Source organism: Modestobacter sp. VKM Ac-2985, assembly GCF_026967925.1.
GTDB lineage: Bacteria > Actinomycetota > Actinomycetes > Mycobacteriales > Geodermatophilaceae > Modestobacter.
Genome location: NZ_JAPVBI010000002.1, coordinates 1,368,695 through 1,388,353 on the forward strand (window position 1 = coordinate 1,368,695; position 19,659 = coordinate 1,388,353).

The window sequence follows — 19,659 nt, forward strand, 5'->3', positions numbered from 1 at the left end:
GAGCCCGAGCCGTGCCGCTCGGCCCGCTGGAGCACCCGGTGGGCCGGTCGGTGGCTGCACGCCAGACTGCCTGAGGACGTGTTGTGTTCGAGACCCTCTCCGACCGCCTGGACAAGGTCTTCACCGGTCTGCGCGGCAAGGGCCGGCTCTCCGACGAGGACATCGACGCGACCGCGCGGGAGATCCGCATCGCGTTGCTCGAGGCCGACGTCGCGCTGCCCGTCGTCCGCTCGTTCATCGCCGCGGTCAAGGAGCGTGCCCGAGGCTCGGAGGTCTCCTCCGCGCTGAACCCGGCGCAGCAGATCATCAAGATCGTCAACGAGGAGCTGGTCGGCATCCTCGGCGGGGAGACCCGCCGGATCCGCTACGCCAAGCAGTCGCCCACGGTGATCATGCTGGCGGGCCTGCAGGGTGCCGGGAAGACGACGCTGGCCGGCAAGCTCGGTCGCTGGCTCAAGGCCCAGGGGCACACGCCGCTGCTGGTCGCCTGTGACCTGCAGCGGCCCAACGCGGTGCAGCAGCTGTCCGTGGTGGCCGGGCAGGCGGGCGTCGACGTCTACGCCCCCGAGCCCGGCAACGGCGTGGGCGACCCGATCGCCGTCGCGCGGGGCTCCATCGACCACGCCCGCCGCACCCAGCACGACGTCGTCGTCGTCGACACCGCCGGCCGGCTGGGCATCGACGCCGAGCTGATGGCCCAGGCCGCCGGCATCCGGGACGCCGTGCAGCCCGACGAGACGCTGTTCGTCGTCGACGCGATGATCGGGCAGGACGCCGTCACCACGGCGACGGCGTTCCAGGAGGGCGTGGGCTTCTCCGGCGTCGTCCTCACCAAGCTCGACGGTGACGCCCGCGGTGGTGCCGCGCTGTCGGTCCGGCACGTGACCGGGCAGCCGATCATGTTCGCCTCCACCGGCGAGAAGCTGGCCGACTTCGACGTCTTCCACCCCGAGCGGATGGCCTCGCGCATCCTCGGCATGGGCGACGTGCTGACCCTGATCGAGCAGGCCGAGCAGGCCTTCGACGCCGACCAGGCCGAGAAGATGGCCGGCAAGCTGGCCAGCCGGGAGGGCTTCACCCTCGAGGACTTCCTCGAGCAGATGATGGCCATCCGCAAGATGGGCCCGATCGCGAACCTGCTCGGCATGCTGCCCGGCGCCGGGCAGATGAAGGAGCAGCTCGCGCAGGTCGACGAGCGGGACCTGGACCGCACCGCGGCGATCATCCGCTCGATGACCCCGGCCGAGCGGGCCACCCCGAAGATCATCAACGCCTCGCGCCGGGTGCGGATCGCCAACGGCTCGGGGATGAGCGTCACCGACGTCAACCACCTGCTGGAGCGCTTCGCCCAGGCCCAGAAGATGATGGGCCAGATGGCCGGCAGCATGGGCCTGCCGGGCATGGGTCCGATGTCGAAGAAGCAGCGCGGCCGGCAGAACCAGGTGCAGGCCCGCGGCAAGGGCAAGAAGGGCAAGGGTGGCAAGAAGGGCGGCCCGGCCCGCCGTCCGATCGGCGCCCCCGGCGGGATGGGCGGCGCCCCCGGCCAGCTGCCCGGTGGCATGCCCGGCGGGGTGCCTGGTCTGCCGCCCGGTCAGGCGCTGCCCGACCTGAGCAAGCTGGACTTCAGCCAGTTCAAGGACGGGCAGGGCCGCTGAGCCGGTGACCACCGCAGCTGTCCCGGCCCTGCACCTGTCCGGGGTCGTCCTCCCCGCCGGCGAGCACCGGGAGCTCTGGGTCCGCGAGGGGCGGATCACCTTCGACCCGGTCCCCGGCGCAGAGACGGTCAGCCGCGGTGGCTTCCTGCTGCCCGGCCTCGTCGACGCGCACTGCCACGTCGGCATCGGCAGCGATGGGGTGCACGCGACCGGGGTCGAGGACCTGCGCGAGCAGGCGCTCCAGGACCGGGCCGCCGGGGTCCTGGCGCTGCGCGACTGCGGGTCCCCGGTCGACACCCGGGTGCTCGACGACCACCTGGACCTGCCCCGCGTCATCCGCGCCGGCCGGCACATCGCCGCCCCCCGCCGCTACATCCCCGGGCTGGCGATCGAGCTGGAGCCGGCCGACCTGGTGGCCGAGGTGCGGGTGCAGGCCCGGCGCGGCGACGGCTGGGTGAAGCTGGTGGGTGACTGGATCGACCGTGGCGTCGGCGACCTGGCGCCGGAGTGGCCGGACGACGTGCTGGCTGCGGCCATCGCCGCCGCACACGAGGAGGGCGCCCGGGTCACCGCGCACACCTTCGGCACCGACGCCCTGCCCGGGCTGATCGGCGCGGGGATCGACTGCATCGAGCACGGCACCGGGCTGACCGAGGAGCTGGTGGGGGAGATGGCCCGCCGGGGCACGGCCGTCGTCCCCACGCTGGTCAACGTGGAGAACTTCCCCGGTTTCGCCGCCTCGGGGGAGGCGAAGTTCCCCTCCTACGCCTCCACGATGCGGCGGCTGTACGCGAACTCCGGGGCCGTGGTGCGCGCGGCGTTCGAGGCCGGCGTACCGGTGTTCGCCGGCACGGACGCCGGTGGGGGCATCGACCACGGCGTCATCGCCGACGAGATCCGGGCGCTGCACGCGGCCGGGCTGCCCGCCGAGACCGCGCTGGCCGCCGGTTCCTGGGGTGCGCGCGAGTGGCTGGGCCTGCCGGGCATCACCGAGGGGGCGCCGGCCGACCTGGTGGTCTACGAGACCGACCCCCGGGCCGACCTCGACACGTTGCAGCGACCGCAGCGGATGGTCCTCCGGGGCGTCGTCGTCGCCTGAGCCAAACCGATGGACGGCGTCCCGCGGACGCCTGGGACACTCCTCCCGTGCTCCTTCGGATGTCCTCCCTGTTCCTGCGCACCCTGCGTGACGACCCTGCCGACGCCGAGGTCCCCAGCCACCGGCTGCTCGCCCGCGGCGGCTACATCCGGCGCGCGGCGCCGGGCGGGTTCACCTGGCTGCCGCTGGGCTGGCGGGTGTTCCGGAACGTCGAGCGCGTCGTCCGCGAGGAGATGGACGCGATGGGCGCCCAGGAGGTGCACTTCCCGGCGCTGCTGCCGCGGGAGCCCTACGAGGCGACCGGCCGCTGGACCGAGTACGGGCCCAACCTCTTCCGGCTGAAGGACCGGCGGGGCAACGACTTCCTGCTCGGCCCCACCCACGAGGAGATGTTCACGCTCCTGGTGAAGGACCTCTACGGGTCCTACAAGGACCTGCCGGTCTCCCTCTACCAGATCCAGACGAAGTACCGGGACGAGGCGCGACCTCGGGCCGGGCTGTTCCGCGGCCGCGAGTTCACCATGAAGGACAGCTACTCCTTCGACGTGGACGACGCCGGGTTGGACGCCTCCTACGCCGCGCACCGCGCCGCCTACATCCGCGTCTTCGACCGGCTCGGACTGGAGTACGTCATCGTCGCGGCCACGTCCGGGGCGATGGGCGGCTCGAAGAGCGAGGAGTTCCTGCACCCGACGTCGATCGGTGAGGACACCTTCGTCCGCTCACCCGGCGGGTACGCGGCGAACGTCGAGGCCGTCTCCACCGTCGTGCCCGAGTCGATCCCGTTGGACGGGCTGCCCGACGCACACGTCGAGGACACCCCCGACACCCCGACCATCGAGACGCTGGTCGCGGCGGCGAACCAGCTGTTCCCCGAGGCCGGGTACACCGGCGCCTCGACGCTGAAGAACGTCGTCGTCACCCTGGTGCACCCCGACGGCACCCGCGAGCCGCTGGTCATCGGCCTGCCGGGTGACCGCGAGGTCGACACCAAGCGGCTGGAGGCGCAGCTCGCCCCGGCCGAGGTCGAGCCGTTCACCGACTTCGCCGCCCACCCCGACCTGGTCAAGGGCTACATCGGGCCACAGGTGCTCGGTGCCGAGGGGAAGTCCGGCATCCGGTTCCTGGTCGACCCCCGCGTCGTCCCCGGCTCCCGGTGGATCACCGGGGCCAACGAGCCCGGCAAGCACGTGTTCGACCTCGTCGCCGGCCGGGACTTCAGCTGGGACGGCGTGATCGAGGCCGCCGAGGTGCTCCCCGGCGACCCCGCCCCCGACGGCTCCGGCCCGCTGGAACTGGCCCGGGGCGTGGAGATGGGCCACATCTTCCAGCTGGGCCGCAAGTACGCCGAGGCGCTCGACCTCAAGGTGCTCGACGAGAACGGCAAGCTGGTCACCGTTACCATGGGCTCCTACGGCATCGGTGTCTCCCGGGCCGTGGCCGCGATCGCCGAGTCCATGCACGACGAGCTCGGCCTGGTGTGGCCCCGGGAGATCGCCCCGGCCGACGTGCACCTGGTCGCCACCGGCAAGGACGCTGCGGTGTTCGAGGCGGCGCAGTCGCTGGCCGAGGAGCTGGTCGCTGCCGGGCTCACCGTGCTCTACGACGACCGGCCGAAGGTCTCGCCCGGCGTGAAGTTCAAGGACGCCGAGCTGCTGGGGATGCCGACGATCGTGACGGTCGGGCGCGGTCTGGCCGAGGGCGTCATCGAGGTGCGGGACCGGGCCACCGGTGAGCGCACCGAGGTGCCGGTCGCCGAGGCCGCCGGCGCCGTCCTCGCCGCCGTCCGCGGCTGAGCCCGGTCGTGCGCAGCGACCTGGGCTCCCAGCTCCGGCGCACGACCGAGACGGTCGAGGCCAACCTGGGCCACGGCGACCAGGTGCACGCGCCCCGGCCGATCGACCACCTGGCCGGCTTCCGGTCCCGGTCGGCGGCCACCGCGGCGGGGGAGGAGCTCACCGCCGCCGGCTACCGGGTCGACGGGCTGTACCGCCGGCTCCGCACGGTCTGGCTGGAGTTCAGTGCGATGACGGCGGTGGACCACGGGACGGCGGACGCCTTCACCCGGGAGATCGTGGGCATCGTCGACCGCCACGGTGGCCGCTACGACGGCTGGGGCGGCTTCCTGGTGCCCCCCGACGGCTCGGGGGAGCCGGACACCAGCTCCACCTCGTAGCCGTCGGCGTCCTCCAGGTAGGCGGCCCGGTGGTCCGGCCCGCCGGCGAAGGGGTGGCGGTCGGGGAACAGGAGCCGCCAGCCGTGTCCGGTCGCCTCGGCGACCAGTGCCTCCAGTGGGAGGACCCCGTCCTCCTCACGACTCGCGCGCTCGCCGCGAGCCTCGGGACGGGGCCGTTCGGGGACCCAGAAGGCCAGGTGGTTGAGCCCCGGCGCCCGTCGCTCGTGCCGGTCAGCGGTGAGCGCCGGTGACTGCTCCACCACCACGTAGGCGCCGTCCTCGCCCCAGCGCCACGAGCGGCCGTGCTCCCACCTCTGGAACGGGACGGCGCCGAGGGCGGTGAGCAGCCAGCCCCAGGAGGCCTCGGCGCGGACCAGGTCCGGCACCCACAGCTCCACGTGGTGCAGCGGTCCGGTGCTGGGCATCGCGCTCCTCCTGGCGTCTGGCATCATGGTCTGTCGAACACGGCGGTGGGCGGCCCTCTCACCATCCCCGCCCGTGTCCATCGCTCCGCCCCGGCGTACCCCCACGCGTCGTCTCCGGCGAGCAACCACACACGTTCGAGGAGCACACCACACACCGTGGCCACCAAGATCAAGCTCATGCGCCTGGGCAAGATGCGCGCGCCCTACTACCGCATCGTCGTCGCCGACGCCCGCACCAAGCGGGACGGCCGGTCGATCGAGACGATCGGCAAGTACCACCCGAAGGAGGACCCCTCCTTCATCGAGGTCGACGCCGAGCGCGCCGCCTACTGGCTCGGTGTCGGCGCGCAGCCGACCGAGGCCGTCGCCGCCATCCTCCGGGTGACCGGTGACTGGCAGAAGTTCAAGGGCGAGCCGGCTCCGGCCCCGATGAAGGTCGCGGCCCCCAAGGCCGACAAGAAGGCCATCTACGAGGAGGCCGCGCGGGCCGCCATGAACGAGCCGTCCGCCGAGGCGACCACGCCGAAGAAGAAGGCTGCCCCCAAGGCCGCTGCCGCGGACGAGGCGGCGCCCGCCGCCGAGGCCCCGGCAGCCGAGCCGGCTGCGGCGGAGCCCGCTGCGGCCGAGAAGCCCGCCGAGTAAGACGTGCTCGAAGAGGCGCTCGAGCACCTGGTCAAGGGCATCGTCGACAACCCCGACGACGTCGTGGTCGACCTGGTCAACGGCCGGCGCGGCAAGACCCTCGAGGTCCGGGTGCACCCCGACGACCTCGGCAAGGTCATCGGCCGCGGCGGACGCACCGCCAAGGCGCTGCGTCAGGTGATGACCGGTGTCGGTGGACGCGGCCTGCGGGTCGACGTCGTCGACACCGACGGGCGCTGAGCACTCCCGGCGCCTCCGGCGCCACCCCGCAGAACACCGACACCGTGGTGGTCGGCCGCATCGGCCGACCCCACGGTGTCCGTGGTCAGGTGACCGTCGAGGTGCGCACCGACGACCCCGACCTGCGGTTCGCCCCGGGCGCCACGCTGCTCACGGAGCCCACCGCGCGCGGGCCGCTGACCATCGAGGCAGCCCGCTGGCACAGCGGCACGCTGCTGCTCACCCTGGTCCTGCCCGACGGCACCGTGGTCGCCGACCGTGAGGCGGCCGACGCGCTGCGCAACACCCAGCTGCTGGTCCGCGTCGCGGAGCTGCCCGAGCTGGAGGACCCCGACTCCTTTTACGACCACCAGCTGGTCGGGCTGGCCGCCGTGCTGCCCGACGGCTCCCCGGTGGGTGAGGTGACCGGCGTGCGGCACGAGGGCACCGAGCTGCTCGTCCTGCGCCGTCCCGAGGGCGGCGAGCTGCTGGTGCCGTTCGTGGCCGCGATCGTCCCCACCGTCGACCTCGCCGCCGGTCGGCTGGTCGTCGACCCGCCCGAGGGGCTGCTCGACCTGTGACGTTCCGGATCGACGTCCTGACGATCTTCCCCGAGTACCTCGCCCCGCTGGGGCAGTCACTGCTGGGCAAGGCGGCGGCCAGGGGGCTGGTCTCCGTCGGCGTGCACGACCTTCGGGAGTGGACCGACGACGTCCACCGCACGGTCGACGACTCCCCGTACGGCGGCGGCCCGGGCATGGTCCTGCGCCCGGAGCCGTGGGGGAGGGCGCTGGAGGCGGTGCGTCCCGCCGGCACCCGCCTGGTCGTCCCGACGCCGGCCGGCCGGCCGTTCACCCAGGCGGTCGCTGCCCAGTGGGCCGCCGAGCCCGGGCTGATGTTCGCCTGCGGCCGCTACGAGGGCATCGACCAGCGGGTCGCCGACTGGGCCGCCGAGGGCGGCCCGGTCTCCGAGGTCTCGATCGGCGACTACGTGCTCGCCGGTGGGGAGTCCGCGGTGCTGGTGATGGTCGAGGCGGTCACCCGGCTGCTCCCGGGGGTCGTGGGCAACGCCGAGTCGGTCGAGTTCGACTCGCACGCCGACGGGCTGCTGGAGGGGCCGTCCTACACCCGCCCGGCCAGCTGGCGCGGGCACGAGGTGCCGCCGGTGCTGCTCTCCGGTGACCACGCGGCGATCGCCCGGTGGCGGCGGGCCGAGTCGCTGCGCCGCACCGCCGACCGCCGTCCCGACCTGCTCGCCCGGCTGCCGGACGGCGCGCTGACCGCCGCGGACCGGGCGGCGCTGGACGCGGACGCTCAGGCGTGACCCCGGCCGTCTGGGTCCGCCCGTCGGCCCGGGTGCTGGTGCTCGACCGTCGGCAGCGGGTGCTGCTGTTCGGTGGGCGCGGGCTGCAGCCGCGCAGCGGACCCGGCGACGTGGAGTACTGGTTCACCCCCGGCGGTGGCGTCGAGGACGGCGAGGACCTGCGCGCGGCGGCCGTGCGGGAGCTCGCCGAGGAGACCGCCCTGCTGGTCGAGCCGGCCGTGCTGGAGGGCCCGGTGTGGCTCCGGCGCTGGCAGGGCCGGTGGGGCGACACCCTGCTGGACTCCCGGGAGACCTTCTTCGTGCTGCGCGACGTGGTGCACGACGTCGACGTGAGCGGGCGCACCGAGCTCGAACGGCAGCCTGGACGAGCCGCACCGGTGGTGGTCGTTGCACGAGATCGCCGACAGCACGGAGACGTTCGCCCCACGGGACCTCGCGGCGGCACTGCCGGGAGTGCTCAGCGGCCCGTGGACAGGGCCGCCACGCATCATCGACTGAAGGTGTGGCACAGTAGTGAGCTGCTGCAGGCCGTCGGCTCACCCCGACGGTGGCTCCGCACCCGCACCGGGCGGTGGAGCGCAGCCACCCGGTACGGATGCACCGGGACACCGCTGCCCGTACCACGACGAATTTCCCGCTAGGACTGAGGACTGCTGCGATGAACACCCTGGACGCCCTCGACGCCGCGTCGCTGCGCGACGACATCCCCACCTTCCGGCCCGGGGACACCGTGAAGGTGCACGTGCGTGTCATCGAGGGCACCCGTGCGCGTGTCCAGGTCTTCCAGGGCGTCATCATCCGTCGCCAGGGTGGTGGCATCCGCGAGACCTTCACCGTCCGCAAGGTCAGCTTCGGCGTCGGCGTGGAGCGCACCTTCCCGGTGCACACCCCGGTCGTCGAGAAGATCGAGGTGCTGACCCGCGGTGACGTGCGCCGGGCGAAGCTGTACTACCTCCGCGAGCTGCGCGGCAAGGCCGCCAAGATCAAGGAGAAGCGCGAGGTCGTCAACCGCTGACCTCCAGCGATTCCACGACCGGGCCGGCTGCACTCGCAGCCGGCCCGGTCGCGTTCGTGGGGCAGTTCCCACCGCGCCGGCCGCGGAGCGGGGCGCCGGACGCGCCGGGCGGCGGACCGTACGCTGGTGTCCGATGAGCACGCACGGGCCCGCTGACGCCGCCGATGACGACGCTGCCGGGCGTCCCCCTGCCGACCAGGACACCGCCGCCGATGCCACGGCCCCCACCGGGTCTGCGGTCGCCGGCCGTGGCCGCCGGCGCGAGCCGGCCAAGAAGGGGTCCCTGCTGCGTGAGCTGCCGGTGCTGTTGGTCATCGCGTTCGTGCTCGCCCTGCTGGTGAAGACGTTCCTCGTGCAGGCGTTCTTCATCCCGTCGGGCTCGATGGAGCAGACGCTGCACGGCTGCACCGGCTGCACCGGCGACCGGGTGCTGGTCAACAAGGTGCCCTACTGGTTCGGGGAGCCCGAGCCCGGCGACATCGTGGTGTTCCAGGGCCCGGACAGCTGGTCGCCCGAGATCCTCGTGGAGGAGCCCACCAACTGGTTCACCGGTGCCGCCCTGACCCTGGGCCGGGCGATCGGCGTCGCCCCGCCCAGCGAGGACGACTACGTCAAGCGGGTCATCGCCACCGAGGGCCAGACGGTCGAGTGCTGCGACCCGCAGGGCCGGGTCCTGGTCGACGGTGAGCCGCTCGACGAGCCCTACATCTACCAGGACTCCCCGCTGAACACCGGTGGCTCCGGTGGGCGGGAGTTCCGGCCGGTCACCGTGCCTGAGGGCCGGCTCTGGGTGATGGGCGACCACCGCTCCGCCTCGGCCGACTCCAAGCAGCACATGGACGACCAGTACGCCGGAACCGTCGCCGTCGACGACGTCATCGGCAAGGCCGCCCTGGTCGTCTGGCCGCTGGACCGCTTCACCCTGCTGGACAGCCCGGACATCCAGCAGGGCCAGGTCGAGGCGGCGGGCGCCGTCGGGCCGGAGCCGGCACCGGTCCAGGACACCGCCGCCCTGGCGGCCCCCTACGTGCTGGGGCTGGGGGGCGCTCTGCCGCTCACCGCCTGGCGCCGGCGGTACCGCTCCCGCGGCGCCCGGCTGACCGGGCCGTCCCGTCGTCCGCCGCGCACCGGCTGGCGCCGGGTCCGGCGGCCGGCCCAGACCCGGCCCGGCCGGGAGTCGCACACCGACTGATGGGCTCACGGGTGGCGGTCGTCGAGCCGCCGCGCCGTGGGTGCACCGCCCAGCTGTCCCGCTGGGTTCGGCATGATCTGTGCGTGTTTCGGCACTCTTCTCGAGAAGTTGCTCAAGCTCTCCGTTCACTCGTCCGATGGACGAGCAGAGAGTCACCAGACTTCGAACGGAGAGTCACCCGTGTCTACCCCCATGGCGAGCACGCCCCGCGGCGTCACCCGCGTCCTGATCCTCGCCGACGCCCCGGTCCTGCGCCGTGGGCTGGTCGGCATGATCAACGAGACCGCCGGCATGCAGGCGGTGGGCACCCCGGGGGAGCCGCGTCGTGCGCTGACCCTGGCGGAGTCCGCCCGCCCCGATGCCGTGGTGGTGGAGCTGGGCACCGGCCGGGCGGCCACCCTGAACGCGGTGCGGGACCTGCGTCGCCGGTTCCCGCAGCTGGCCGTCGTCGCCCTGGCCACGTCGGAGGACCCGGGCGTGGTGAACGAGGCGCTGGCCGCCGGGGTGCGCAGCTACCTGCTGATGAACACCTCCCCGACCCTGCTGGGCTGGGCGGTGCTCGCTGCCCGGGCCGGGCGCACCGTGGTGGACCCGCAGATCCGTCGTGGTGAGGGGGCCGAGGTGCCGGTGTCGCGGGAGCTGACCCCGGAGGTGCCGTTGACCCGGCGGGAGTCCGACGTGCTCGACGAGCTGATCCAGGGGCAGTCGAACCGGGCGATCGGGAAGAACCTGTTCATCTCCGAGGACACGGTGAAGTCCCACGTGAAGGCGATCCTGCGCAAGCTGGGTGCCCGCGACCGGGCGCACGCGGTCTCCCTGGTGCTGTCGGCGCGCAACCCCGGCTGCTCCTGCGGGGCCCACCGGCTCACCGAGGCCCCGGCCGACGTCTGACCCGCAGGTACTGCCACGGTCCGCGCCTCAGGGGCGCGGGCCGCGATGGACCGGTCGGACCGGCGTCCGCGCCGCCGACCAGCCGCCCCGAGCCGGTCCCTGTTCCCCCAGGGACCGGCTCGTGGTGCGTTCTCCGGGTCCGACCGGCGCCGACTCGCCGGGTGTCCTCCCGGGACGGCGCAGCGACGTAGGGTCGGCAGGCGATGGCCGCTCGACCTGGTGCTGCAGACCCCACCGACGACCTCTGGGCGATGGAGCGATCGCTCCGCCGCCGGGGGTTCGCCGCCATCGCCGGGGCGGACGAGGCCGGCCGTGGCGCCTGCGCCGGTCCGCTCGTGGCCGCCGCGTGCGTGCTCCCCGCCGGTCGCCGCGGGCGGGTGCCCGGGCTGGCCGACTCCAAGCTCCTCAGCGCCGCCACCCGGGACGAGGTCTACGCCGAGGTCGTCGACCGGGCCGTCTGCTGGTCGGTGGTCGCCATCCCGGTCGGTGAGCTCGACGCCCGCGGCATGCACGTGACCAACATCGAGGCGTTGCGCCGCGCGGTCCGGGTGCTGGAGCCGTGCCCCGACTACGTGCTCACCGACGGCTTCCCGGTCAGTGGCCTGTCCCAGCCGTCGCTCGCCGTGTGGAAGGGGGACCGGGTGGCGGCCTGCGTGGCCGCCGCCTCCGTGCTGGCCAAGGTCACCCGGGACCGGATGATGCTGGAGCTGGACGGGCGCTTCCCGCAGTACGGCTTCGCCGAGCACAAGGGCTACATCACCGACGCGCACAGCGCCGCCCTCGACGACCACGGGCCCTGCCCGGAGCACCGGATGCGCTTCGTCAACGTCGCGCGGGCCCGGGCCGCACACGCCGCCCGGACGCCGCCCCTGCCGGTGGCGGGGGGCATGCACGATGATGGACCGGTGCCGCCCGGAGCCCCGGCCGCGGCACTGATGTCCCCGGCACCTATGGAGCACGCGCGATGAGCACCGAGGACCTCGAGAAGTACGAGACCGAGATGGAGCTGCAGCTCTATCGCGAGTACAAGGACATCGTCCGCCAGTTCTCCTACGTCGTGGAGACCGAGCGGCGCTTCTACCTGGCCAACAGCGTCGACCTGCAGGTGCGTGACGCCGGGGGAGAGGTGTTCTTCGAGCTCACCCTCTCCGACGCCTGGGTGTGGGACATGTACCGCCCGGCCCGGTTCGTGAAGAACGTCCGGGTGGTGACGTTCAAGGACGTCAACGTGGAGGAGCTGGACAAGCCCGACCTCGAGCTCCCGGACAACCCGCGCCTGCCCTGATCCACCTCCCCGTCCCCGGGCACACCGGCCGGCCCTGAGGGCTGCCGCCGTCCACAGTGGCGCGCTCCGTCCACAGTCGGCGGTGATCCCTGGTCCGGCCGGCCCGGGACGGCGACGGTCGAGGGGTGCCGAATCCGCAGAAGTCCCCGCCCGGCCACCGCGCCGCCCTCGGCGCCTACGGCGAACGGGTCGCCGTCCGGGCGCTCACCGACGCCGGCCTCCAGGTCCTCGACCGCAACTGGCGCTGCCGCGACGGTGAGCTCGACGTCGTCGCCCGGGACGGTCAGGCGCTGGTCTTCTGCGAGGTGAAGACCCGCACCGGCACCGGCTTCGGGCACCCGGCCGAGGCGGTGACCGCCGGCAAGCGCCGGCGGCTGCGGGTGCTCGCCCGGGCCTGGCTGGCGGCCCACGACCAGCACGCCCCCGACCTGCGCTTCGACGTCGTCGGGGTGCACGTCCCGTCGTCCGGGCCGGCCCGGGTGACGCACCTGCGGAACGCGTTCTGATGGCGCTCGCGCAGACCTGGTCGGTGGGGTTGGCCGGCGTGCAGGGTGCGATGGTCGAGGTGGAGGTCGACCTGGCGCCGGGGGTGCCGACCGTGGCGCTCGTCGGGCTGCCCGACGCCGTCGTGCGCCAGTCGGTGGACCGGGTGCGGGCCGCGCTGCTCAACAGCGGGCACGAGTTCCCGCTGCGCCGGGTGACCATCGGGCTGTCGCCGGCGGCGATGCCCAAGCAGGGCAGCGGGTTCGACCTCGCCCTGGCCGTCGCCGTCCTCGCCGGTGCGCGGGTGGTGCCCGCGGCCGCCGTCCGGGAGCTGGTGCTGCTGGGGGAGCTCGGGCTGGACGGGTCGCTGCGCGCGGCCCGTGGGGTGCTGCCGGCCGTGCTGGCCGCCGCGCGCGCCGGCCATCGCGAGGTGGTGGTCCCGCAGGAGAACGCCGACGAGGCGGGCCTGGTCGAGGGCATCGCCGTCCTGGCGGCCGGCAGCCTGCGCCAGGTGGTCGCCCACCTCGCCGGGAAGGCGCCCCTCCTGCCGCACGTCCGCGCAGTGGACTCCCCGGCGCCACCGGGGCCCGACCTGGCCGACGTGGTGGGGCAGGCAGCCGGACGGCGGGCGGTCGAGGTGGCTGCTGCCGGTGGGCACCACCTGTTCCTCAGTGGCCCGCCGGGCGCCGGCAAGACCATGCTCGCCGAACGGCTGCCGGGGCTGCTGCCCCCGCTGGACGAGCAGGCCGCCCTCGAGGTGACCGCCATCGCCTCCATCGCCGGCACCCTCCCGCCCGGTGCCCCGCTGGTGACCCGGCCGACGTTCGAGGCGCCGCACCACTCGGCGACGATGGCCGCGCTGGTCGGTGGCGGCTCGGGCCAGATCCGCCCGGGGGCCCTGTGCCGCGCCCATCGGGGCGTGCTGTTCCTGGACGAGGCGCCGGAGTTCCCCCGGTCGGTGCTCGACACGCTGCGCCAGCCGCTGGAACGCGGGGCGGTGACCATCCACCGGGCCAACGGCTCGGCGACGTTCCCGTGCCGTGCGCAGCTGGTCCTGGCCGCCAACCCCTGCCCCTGTGCCAGCGCGGCCGGCGACACGGCCTGCACCTGCAGTGCCCTGGAGCGGCGGCGCTACCAGTCCCGGCTGTCCGGGCCGTTGTTGGACCGGATCGACCTGCGCGTCACCTTGCCGCCGGTGACCCGGGCGGCCTGGCTGGACGGTCTGGGCACCCCCGAGTCGACCGCCGCCGTCGCCGCACGGGTGCAGGGCGCACGGGCGGTGGCGGCCGAGCGGCTGGCCGGCAGCGGCCTGGCGCTCAACAGCCAGGTCCCGGGGCGGCTGCTCCGGGAGCGCTGGCCGGTGCCGCGCGCGGCGCTCGCGCTGGCGGAGCGGGCTCTGGAGCGCGGGGCCATCTCGGTGCGCGGCTTCGACCGGGTCGTGCGCGTCGCGTGGACGTTGGCCGACCTCGCCGGCCTGGCGGTGCCCGGCACCGACCAGGTGGCCGAGGCGCTGGGCATGCGGCTGCAGCGGGCTGCGGCATGAGCGGGGACGTCGACCCGGAGGTCCTCAGGGCGCGTGCGTGGCTGTCCCGGGCCGTGGAGCCGGGCTCGGTGGCGGCGTGGCGGTTCGTCGAGCAGTCGGGCCCGGTCGCGGCCGCCGCCGCACTGAGGGCCGGTGCAGCCCCGGCCGAGGTCCAGGCGGTGGCCGGGGCCCGGGCGGGAGAGGACACCAGCCTCGAGGACCTGCGCCGGGCGGACCGGTGCGGGGGCCGGCTGGTCGTTCCGGAGGACCCGGAGTGGCCGGCGCTGCCGCTGCACTGCCTGACGCTGGCCACCCAGGACGGGCGCGGGCTGGTGGACGGCCGACAGCCGAACCGCACGCTCACGCTGGTGCCGCCGCTGGCGTTGTGGGTGCGCGGCGCGGCGAACCTGACCGGGTTGGTCGACCGGTCGGTCGCGCTGGTGGGGTCGCGAGCCTCGACGGCCTACGGGGAACACGTGGCCGGTGAACTGGCGCACGGGCTGGGGGAGCGGGGCTGGACGACCGTCTCCGGTGGCGCGTTCGGCATCGACGCCGCGGCCCACCGAGGAGCGTTGGCCGCTGATGCGCCGACCATCGCCGTCCTGGCCTGTGGGGTCGACCGGGTGTACCCCGGTGCGCACTCGGCGTTGTTCGCCCGGGTCCTCGACGAGGGGCTGCTGGTCAGCGAGTGGCCGCCGGGCTGTGCCCCACTGCGGCACCGCTTCCTGGTGCGCAACCGGCTGATCGCCGCCCTCACCCGGGGCACGGTGGTGGTCGAGGCAGCCGCCCGCTCCGGCGCCCAGGCCACCGCCAACCGGGCTCGCGAGCTCGGCAAGGCGGTGATGGCCGTCCCCGGTCCGGTGACCAGCGCGATGTCGGTGGGGTGCCACCAGCTGCTGCGGGAGGCCGAGCGTCGCGTCGCGCTGGTGACCTCGGCGGCCGAGGTGCTGGAGACGGTGGGCCGGGTGGGGGAGGACCTGGCGCCGCCGGTGGAGCGGGTGGCCGCACCCGGCGACTCGCTGTCCGACGTCGCCCGGCGGGTGCTGGACGCCTGCCCGGTCCGCCTCGGCGTGCCTCCCGAGCGGCTGGCCGCGGTCGCCGGCTGCTCGGTGGTCGACGTCCTGCGCGTCCTGCCCGCCCTGGAGCTGGCCGACCTCGTCGAGTGGACCGGCAGCGGCTGGCGGGTGCGCCGGCAGCCGAGGAAGGGTGAGCCGGCCGGGTGACGTCGTCCGCCGCGGGATCGCGGTCGCCGGTCTGCGGCGCGCCCGGTTGACCGGCCCGCTCCGCCGACGGACCCTGCGCCCATGGCCACCGGGACCGCAGAGCTGCGCGCTGCCCTGCCGCCGGCGCTCGAGGAGCCCCTGGCGGGCTGGGAGGAGCACCTGCGCCTCCAGCGGGACCTGTCCGAGCACACCGTCCGCGCCTACGTCGGTGACGTCGTCGCGCTGCTGGACCACCTGGTCCGGCGCAGCGGGCGGACGGTCGCCGACCTGGACCTCGCCACCCTGCGCAGCTGGCTGGCCCACGGGCGGACCCGCGGGGACAGTCGGTCCACCACGGCTCGCCGGGCTGCGTCGGCGCGGTCCTTCACCGCTCACCTGCGCCGCAGCGGTCAGATCGCCGAGGACGTCGGGCTGCGCCTGGCCAGCCCGCGCGCCCACCGCACGTTGCCCGGGGTGCTGGGCGCCGAACAGGCCCGTGCGGTGCTCGAGGAGGCGGCGCGTCCGTCGAGCGAGGAGGAGACCCCGGCCGAGGCGGCGCTGCGGCTGCGCAACGTCCTCGTCGTCGAGCTGCTCTACGCCACCGGGGTGCGGGTCGGTGAGCTCGTCGGGCTCGACGTCGACGACGTGGACCGTGGCCGCCGCCTGCTGCGGGTCCTGGGGAAGGGCCGCAAGGAACGCAGCGTGCCCTTCGGCGCCCCGGCGTCCGACGCCCTGGAGGTGTGGCTGACCGGGGGTCGCCCGGTGCTGGCGACGAGCAGCAGTGGCCCCGCGCTCCTCCTGGGCGTGCGCGGCGGCCGGCTGGACCCGCGGGAGGCGCGCCGGGTGGTGCACGCGGCCGTCGCCGCCGCGCCGGGGACCCCGGACATCGGCCCGCACGGGCTGCGTCACTCGGCGGCCACGCACGTCCTTGAGGGCGGCGCCGACCTGCGGAGCGTCCAGGAGCTGCTGGGCCACGCTAGCCTCGCGACGACGCAGGTCTACACGCACGTGACCGTCGAGCGGCTCCGGGCGGTCCACGCCCGCGCCCATCCCCGGGCATGAGGGCGGCGTCGGTGCAGGGACAACAGAGTTCGAGCGGGGGAGTGCAGGTGTCTGAGGCGACGGTCCGGCAGGTCGGTGCGAGTGGGGACCCCGACGCCCACGTGACCGAACTGTGGTCGCGGTACGTGCAGGACCGGGACACCGGGCTGCGCGACCGGCTGATCCTGCACTACGCGCCACTGGTCAAGTACGTGGCCGGCCGGGTGGGCAGCGGGCTGCCGGCGCACGTCGAGCAGGCCGACCTCGTCTCCTACGGGACGTTCGGGCTGATCGACGCGATCACCCGGTTCGAGCCCGAACGCGAGATCAAGTTCGAGAGCTACGCGATGGCCCGGATCCGCGGCGCGATCATCGACGAGCTCCGGTCCACCGACTGGATCCCCCGCTCGGTCCGGATGAAGGCCCGGCAGTACGAGCGCACGGTCGCGGCGCTGGAGGCGAAGCTCCAGCGGAGCCCGACCGACGAAGAGGTCGCCGACGAGATGGACATGGACGTCGAGGAGATCCGCAAGTTCCTCGGCCAGCTGTCCCTGGTCAACGTCGTCGCCCTCGACGAGCTGCTCGTGGACGACGACGGCTCCGCGCCGCGCCTGGGTGACACGCTCAGGGACACCAGCGCACTGGACCCGCAGGCGATGGCCGAGCACGGCGAGGCCCGGCAGCTGCTGGCCCGGGCTGTCGAGCAGCTCCCCGAGCGGGAGAAGGTCGTCGTCAGCCTGTACTACTTCGAGGGCCTGACACTCGCCGACATCGGCCGGGTCCTCGGGGTGACCGAGAGCCGGATCTGCCAGCTGCACACCAAGGCCGTGCTCCACCTGCGCACCAAGCTCGCCGACATCGCCTGACCAGCTCGGGTCCCGCCCCCGGTCCGGGATCGTCGATCCCGTCCGGGGCGGCGAGGGGCCGGCTCACTGGAGGACCCTCGACGGGCCGGTGACTCAGTCGCCGGCCGGCTCCGCACCGGGCAGCGGGCCCAGCAGCGGCTGGGCCTCCGGCGGGTTCCGGTGGCCCTCCTGCCAGGGCAGCCGGCCGGTGGAGTCCGGCCAGACCAGCTGGAGCGCCTCGATGGAGCCGTAGAACTGCTCGGCGACCGCGAACCGTGCGGTGTCCTCGACCGCGAGGAAGACCACCGGGGAGTCGGCGTCGGTCAGCCCGGTCGTGGCCGCGCCGGGACCGAAGCGGGCACCGCCGCGCACCGCCTCGCCCACCAGGTTGAGGTACTTCTCCCCGGCCGGGAACGGCAGGCCCACGACGATCACCTCCGGGTGGCCCAGCGCGGTCAGCCCCACGGTGTGCGACCAGCGCGGGTCACCGGGGCTGCCCCCACCGCCGTGCAGCACCGCCCAGCCGAACCGGTCGACCACCCGCTGCAGGTCCGCCAGCACCTGGCCGGCGTCCTGTCCCGCTGCCTGCTGGTCCGGGGCCGGCTGCTCGATGGGCTGTTCGGGGGACTTCTTCCGTCGCCAACGCACGCCCGGACGGTAGCGCCGTCCCGGTGGGTGCGGGGTCAGTGCCACGGGAGCAGCCGCACCCGCGGCGGGCGCAGGAGCAGGAGCGGGTCCAGGTACGTGTCCCCGTGACGCAGACCCCAGTGCAGGCAGGCGTCCGCCGGGCAGCCCGCGTGCCCGGCCACCAGCACGCCCAGCGGTGAGCCACGGGCCACGGGCTGACCGGCGGCGACCCCCGGGGTCACCGGCTCGTACGTCGTCCGCAGCCCGCCGGTGTGGTCGACGCTGACCACCGGCCGGCCGGCGACCATCCCGGCGAAGGCCACCACCCCGTCGCCGGCGGCGAGCACCTGCCCGTCCACCGCGCTCGCCAGGTCCACACCCCGGTGTCCGGCCGCGTACGGCGTCGCCGGGGCGTCGAAGGGCCGGCTGACCGTGGGTGCGCCGGGCAACGGCCAGGCCCAGAGCGCGGCCGGTGACCCCGCCCCTGTGGGGGAGGGCCTCGGAGCAGCTGCCGCGGTGGGGAGGCCGGTCAGCAGGCCGGCGACGACCAGTGCGGCGACGACCAGTGCGGCGAGGACGGCGCGGGGGGCGGGCACCCACAGGAGGGTGCCGCTGGAGCGGGTCCCCGAGCGGTGCGAGCCGGCGCCTGTGGAAGCCGAGGGCCGCTGGGGACGACCCGGTCGGACGGCGGTTGCCCAGGGCGTATGCTGATCGGTGCGGTCCGCCTCCGGCGGATCGACTTCGCGTGTCCTCTTCCTGCTGCTCGTGCACCTGGCGAGCTCAGCGGGGCAGTCGCCACCTCGGTCCCGCCTCCCCCGGCGGGTTCGGTGGCGCGGCTGGACACCAGGGCGGCGCACCTCCCGGTGCGTCCGCGACAACCGAGCAGCGCGGCGTGGCCCCTGGCCGCCCGCGCACGAGAAGGAAGGCGGCGCCACGTGGCAGTCGTCAGCATGAAGAACCTGCTCGACAGCGGCGTCCACTTCGGGCACCAGACCCGTCGCTGGAACCCGAAGATGAAGCGCTTCATCTTCACCGAGCGCAACGGCATCTACATCATCGACATCCAGCAGACGCTGGGTTACATCGACCAGGCCTACGAGTTCGTGAAGCAGACCGTCGCCCACGGCGGTTCGATCATGTTCATCGGGACCAAGCGCCAGGCGCAGGAGGTCATCGCCGAGCAGGCGACCCGCGTCGGCATGCCCTACGTGAACCAGCGCTGGCTGGGCGGCATGCTCACCAACTTCCAGACGGTCTACAAGCGTCTGGCCCGCCTGAAGGAGCTCGAGGACCTCGAGCAGACCGGCGCGCTGGTCAGCCTCTCGAAGAAGGAGCAGCTGGTCCTCTCCCGCGAGAAGGCCAAGCTCGAGCGCTCCCTCGGCGGCATCCGCGACATGCAGAAGGTGCCCAGCGCCGTCTGGATCGTGGACACCAAGAAGGAGCACATCGCCGTCGGTGAGGCCCGGAAGCTGGGCATCCCCGTCGTCGCGATCCTCGACACCAACTGCGACCCCGACGAGGTCGACTACAAGATCCCGGGCAACGACGACGCCATCCGCAGCACCGCGCTGCTGACCCGCGTCATCGCCGACGCGGTCGCCGAGGGCCTGATGGCCCGCTCGGCCGCGCAGGCCAACGCCGGCCGTGGCGAGGACGGCGCCGAGGCCCCCGCCGTCGGCGGCGGCGAGCCGCTGGCCGACTGGGAGCGCGAGCTGCTGACCGGTGGCACCGCTGACGCCGCTGCCCCGGCTGCCGAGGCCGTCCCGGCCGTGGCGACCGAGGCCGCGACCACCGAGGCCGTGGCTGCCGAGGCCGCCCCGGCTGCCGCCACCGAGCTGCCCGAGACCCCGGCCGCGCCGCCGGCCGTGACGGCCGACGAGGTCGCCCCGGTCGAGGGCGTCCCCGCCACCGGTGACCAGACCACGGGCACCCAGGGCGCGCAGAACGGCTGACCGGTCGGCGCCGCTCCTCCCCGGCTGAACGCGGGGAGGGCGGCGCCGCCGTCTGCCCGGCCTC

23 protein-coding genes are annotated in these 19,659 nt (G+C 74.3%); 20 read left to right on the plus strand and 3 right to left on the minus strand.

What is annotated here, in order from left to right; genetic code table 11:
• Positions 1-83: 83 nt before the first annotated feature.
• Genes ffh through O2V61_RS15835 form a run of 4 tightly spaced genes read left to right on the plus strand, consistent with a single transcriptional unit; the run spans position 84 to position 4,930 of the window.
• The gene (ffh, locus tag O2V61_RS15820) at positions 84-1,655 is read left to right on the plus strand and encodes a signal recognition particle protein (protein ID WP_269184214.1); all 1,572 of its coding nucleotides are present in this window, start codon (positions 84-86) and stop codon (positions 1,653-1,655) included.
• 4 nt (positions 1,656-1,659) lie between these two features.
• The gene (locus tag O2V61_RS15825) at positions 1,660-2,754 is read left to right on the plus strand and encodes an amidohydrolase family protein (RefSeq protein ID WP_269184215.1); all 1,095 of its coding nucleotides are present in this window, start codon (positions 1,660-1,662) and stop codon (positions 2,752-2,754) included.
• 47 nt (positions 2,755-2,801) lie between these two features.
• The gene (locus O2V61_RS15830) at positions 2,802-4,550 is read left to right on the plus strand and encodes a proline--tRNA ligase (protein ID WP_269184216.1); all 1,749 of its coding nucleotides are present in this window, start codon (positions 2,802-2,804) and stop codon (positions 4,548-4,550) included.
• 8 nt (positions 4,551-4,558) lie between these two features.
• Positions 4,559-4,930, plus strand: a complete 372-nt coding sequence (locus O2V61_RS15835; RefSeq protein WP_269184217.1) for a ribonuclease E inhibitor RraB — start codon at positions 4,559-4,561, stop codon at positions 4,928-4,930.
• Here the strand turns inward: O2V61_RS15835 and O2V61_RS15840 are convergent.
• Positions 4,858-5,355: a VOC family protein gene (locus tag O2V61_RS15840; RefSeq protein WP_269184218.1), complete on the minus strand. Its 498-nt coding sequence runs from the start codon at positions 5,353-5,355 to the stop codon at positions 4,858-4,860. The two genes, O2V61_RS15835 and O2V61_RS15840, sit on opposite strands and share 73 nt — an antisense overlap.
• A gap of 156 nt (positions 5,356-5,511) precedes the next feature.
• Here O2V61_RS15840 and rpsP point away from each other — a divergent pair, with 156 nt between their 5' ends.
• The 15 genes from rpsP to whiG all read left to right on the plus strand — a co-directional run bounded on the left by rpsP (position 5,512) and on the right by whiG (position 17,037).
• Positions 5,512-5,997 (plus strand): 30S ribosomal protein S16, encoded by a 486-nt coding sequence (gene rpsP / locus O2V61_RS15845; protein ID WP_269184219.1) that lies wholly within the window; start codon positions 5,512-5,514, stop codon positions 5,995-5,997.
• Between the two features lie 3 nt (positions 5,998-6,000).
• Positions 6,001-6,237: an RNA-binding protein gene (locus tag O2V61_RS15850; RefSeq protein ID WP_014742367.1), complete on the plus strand. Its 237-nt coding sequence runs from the start codon at positions 6,001-6,003 to the stop codon at positions 6,235-6,237.
• Between the two features lie 47 nt (positions 6,238-6,284).
• Positions 6,285-6,797 (plus strand): ribosome maturation factor RimM, encoded by a 513-nt coding sequence (gene rimM, locus O2V61_RS15855; RefSeq protein WP_269184220.1) that lies wholly within the window; start codon positions 6,285-6,287, stop codon positions 6,795-6,797.
• Complete coding sequence (gene trmD, locus O2V61_RS15860) at positions 6,794-7,540, plus strand: tRNA (guanosine(37)-N1)-methyltransferase TrmD (protein WP_269184221.1); 747 nt, start codon at positions 6,794-6,796, stop codon at positions 7,538-7,540. The genes rimM and trmD overlap by 4 nt, the downstream gene beginning before the upstream one ends.
• On the plus strand, positions 7,537-8,181 hold the full coding sequence (locus tag O2V61_RS15865) for an NUDIX hydrolase (RefSeq protein WP_269184222.1): 645 nt from the start codon (positions 7,537-7,539) through the stop codon (positions 8,179-8,181). The genes trmD and O2V61_RS15865 overlap by 4 nt, the downstream gene beginning before the upstream one ends.
• Before the next feature lie 17 nt (positions 8,182-8,198).
• A complete protein-coding gene (gene rplS, locus O2V61_RS15870; RefSeq protein WP_269158927.1) occupies positions 8,199-8,555 on the plus strand; it encodes a 50S ribosomal protein L19 in 357 nt (118 codons plus the stop codon).
• A 133-nt stretch (positions 8,556-8,688) separates the two neighbouring features.
• Positions 8,689-9,747 (plus strand): signal peptidase I, encoded by a 1,059-nt coding sequence (gene lepB / locus O2V61_RS15875; protein ID WP_269184223.1) that lies wholly within the window; start codon positions 8,689-8,691, stop codon positions 9,745-9,747.
• 192 nt (positions 9,748-9,939) lie between these two features.
• On the plus strand, positions 9,940-10,638 hold the full coding sequence (locus O2V61_RS15880; protein ID WP_269184224.1) for a response regulator transcription factor: 699 nt from the start codon (positions 9,940-9,942) through the stop codon (positions 10,636-10,638).
• A 203-nt stretch (positions 10,639-10,841) separates the two neighbouring features.
• Positions 10,842-11,606 carry a ribonuclease HII gene (locus tag O2V61_RS15885; protein WP_269184225.1) on the plus strand — a complete coding sequence of 255 codons (765 nt, stop codon included), beginning with the start codon at positions 10,842-10,844 and terminating at the stop codon, positions 11,604-11,606.
• Positions 11,603-11,923, plus strand: coding sequence for a DUF2469 domain-containing protein (locus O2V61_RS15890; RefSeq protein WP_036339823.1), 321 nt, complete (start codon positions 11,603-11,605; stop codon positions 11,921-11,923). The genes O2V61_RS15885 and O2V61_RS15890 overlap by 4 nt, the downstream gene beginning before the upstream one ends.
• A gap of 125 nt (positions 11,924-12,048) precedes the next feature.
• On the plus strand, positions 12,049-12,429 hold the full coding sequence (locus O2V61_RS15895; RefSeq protein WP_269184226.1) for a YraN family protein: 381 nt from the start codon (positions 12,049-12,051) through the stop codon (positions 12,427-12,429).
• Complete coding sequence (locus O2V61_RS15900; RefSeq protein ID WP_269184227.1) at positions 12,429-13,949, plus strand: YifB family Mg chelatase-like AAA ATPase; 1,521 nt, start codon at positions 12,429-12,431, stop codon at positions 13,947-13,949. The genes O2V61_RS15895 and O2V61_RS15900 overlap by 1 nt, the downstream gene beginning before the upstream one ends.
• Positions 13,946-15,151 carry a DNA-processing protein DprA gene (gene dprA, locus O2V61_RS15905; RefSeq protein ID WP_269184228.1) on the plus strand — a complete coding sequence of 402 codons (1,206 nt, stop codon included), beginning with the start codon at positions 13,946-13,948 and terminating at the stop codon, positions 15,149-15,151. Before O2V61_RS15900 ends, dprA begins: the two co-directional genes overlap by 4 nt.
• An 81-nt stretch (positions 15,152-15,232) precedes the next feature.
• Positions 15,233-16,192 carry a tyrosine recombinase XerC gene (locus O2V61_RS15910; protein ID WP_269184229.1) on the plus strand — a complete coding sequence of 320 codons (960 nt, stop codon included), beginning with the start codon at positions 15,233-15,235 and terminating at the stop codon, positions 16,190-16,192.
• A gap of 47 nt (positions 16,193-16,239) precedes the next feature.
• Positions 16,240-17,037, plus strand: coding sequence for an RNA polymerase sigma factor WhiG (gene whiG, locus O2V61_RS15915; RefSeq protein WP_269184230.1), 798 nt, complete (start codon positions 16,240-16,242; stop codon positions 17,035-17,037).
• 93 nt (positions 17,038-17,130) lie between these two features.
• Here the strand turns inward: whiG and O2V61_RS15920 are convergent, their stop codons facing one another.
• Positions 17,131-17,664 (minus strand): DUF4262 domain-containing protein, encoded by a 534-nt coding sequence (locus O2V61_RS15920; protein ID WP_269184231.1) that lies wholly within the window; start codon positions 17,662-17,664, stop codon positions 17,131-17,133.
• A gap of 35 nt (positions 17,665-17,699) precedes the next feature.
• Positions 17,700-18,239, minus strand: a complete 540-nt coding sequence (locus O2V61_RS15925) for a murein hydrolase activator EnvC family protein (RefSeq protein ID WP_269184232.1) — start codon at positions 18,237-18,239, stop codon at positions 17,700-17,702.
• 339 nt (positions 18,240-18,578) lie between these two features.
• On the opposite strand from O2V61_RS15925, the gene rpsB reads away from it, so the two are divergent.
• On the plus strand, positions 18,579-19,595 hold the full coding sequence (rpsB, locus tag O2V61_RS15930) for a 30S ribosomal protein S2 (RefSeq protein WP_269184233.1): 1,017 nt from the start codon (positions 18,579-18,581) through the stop codon (positions 19,593-19,595).
• The last annotated feature ends 64 nt before the right edge of the window (positions 19,596-19,659 follow it).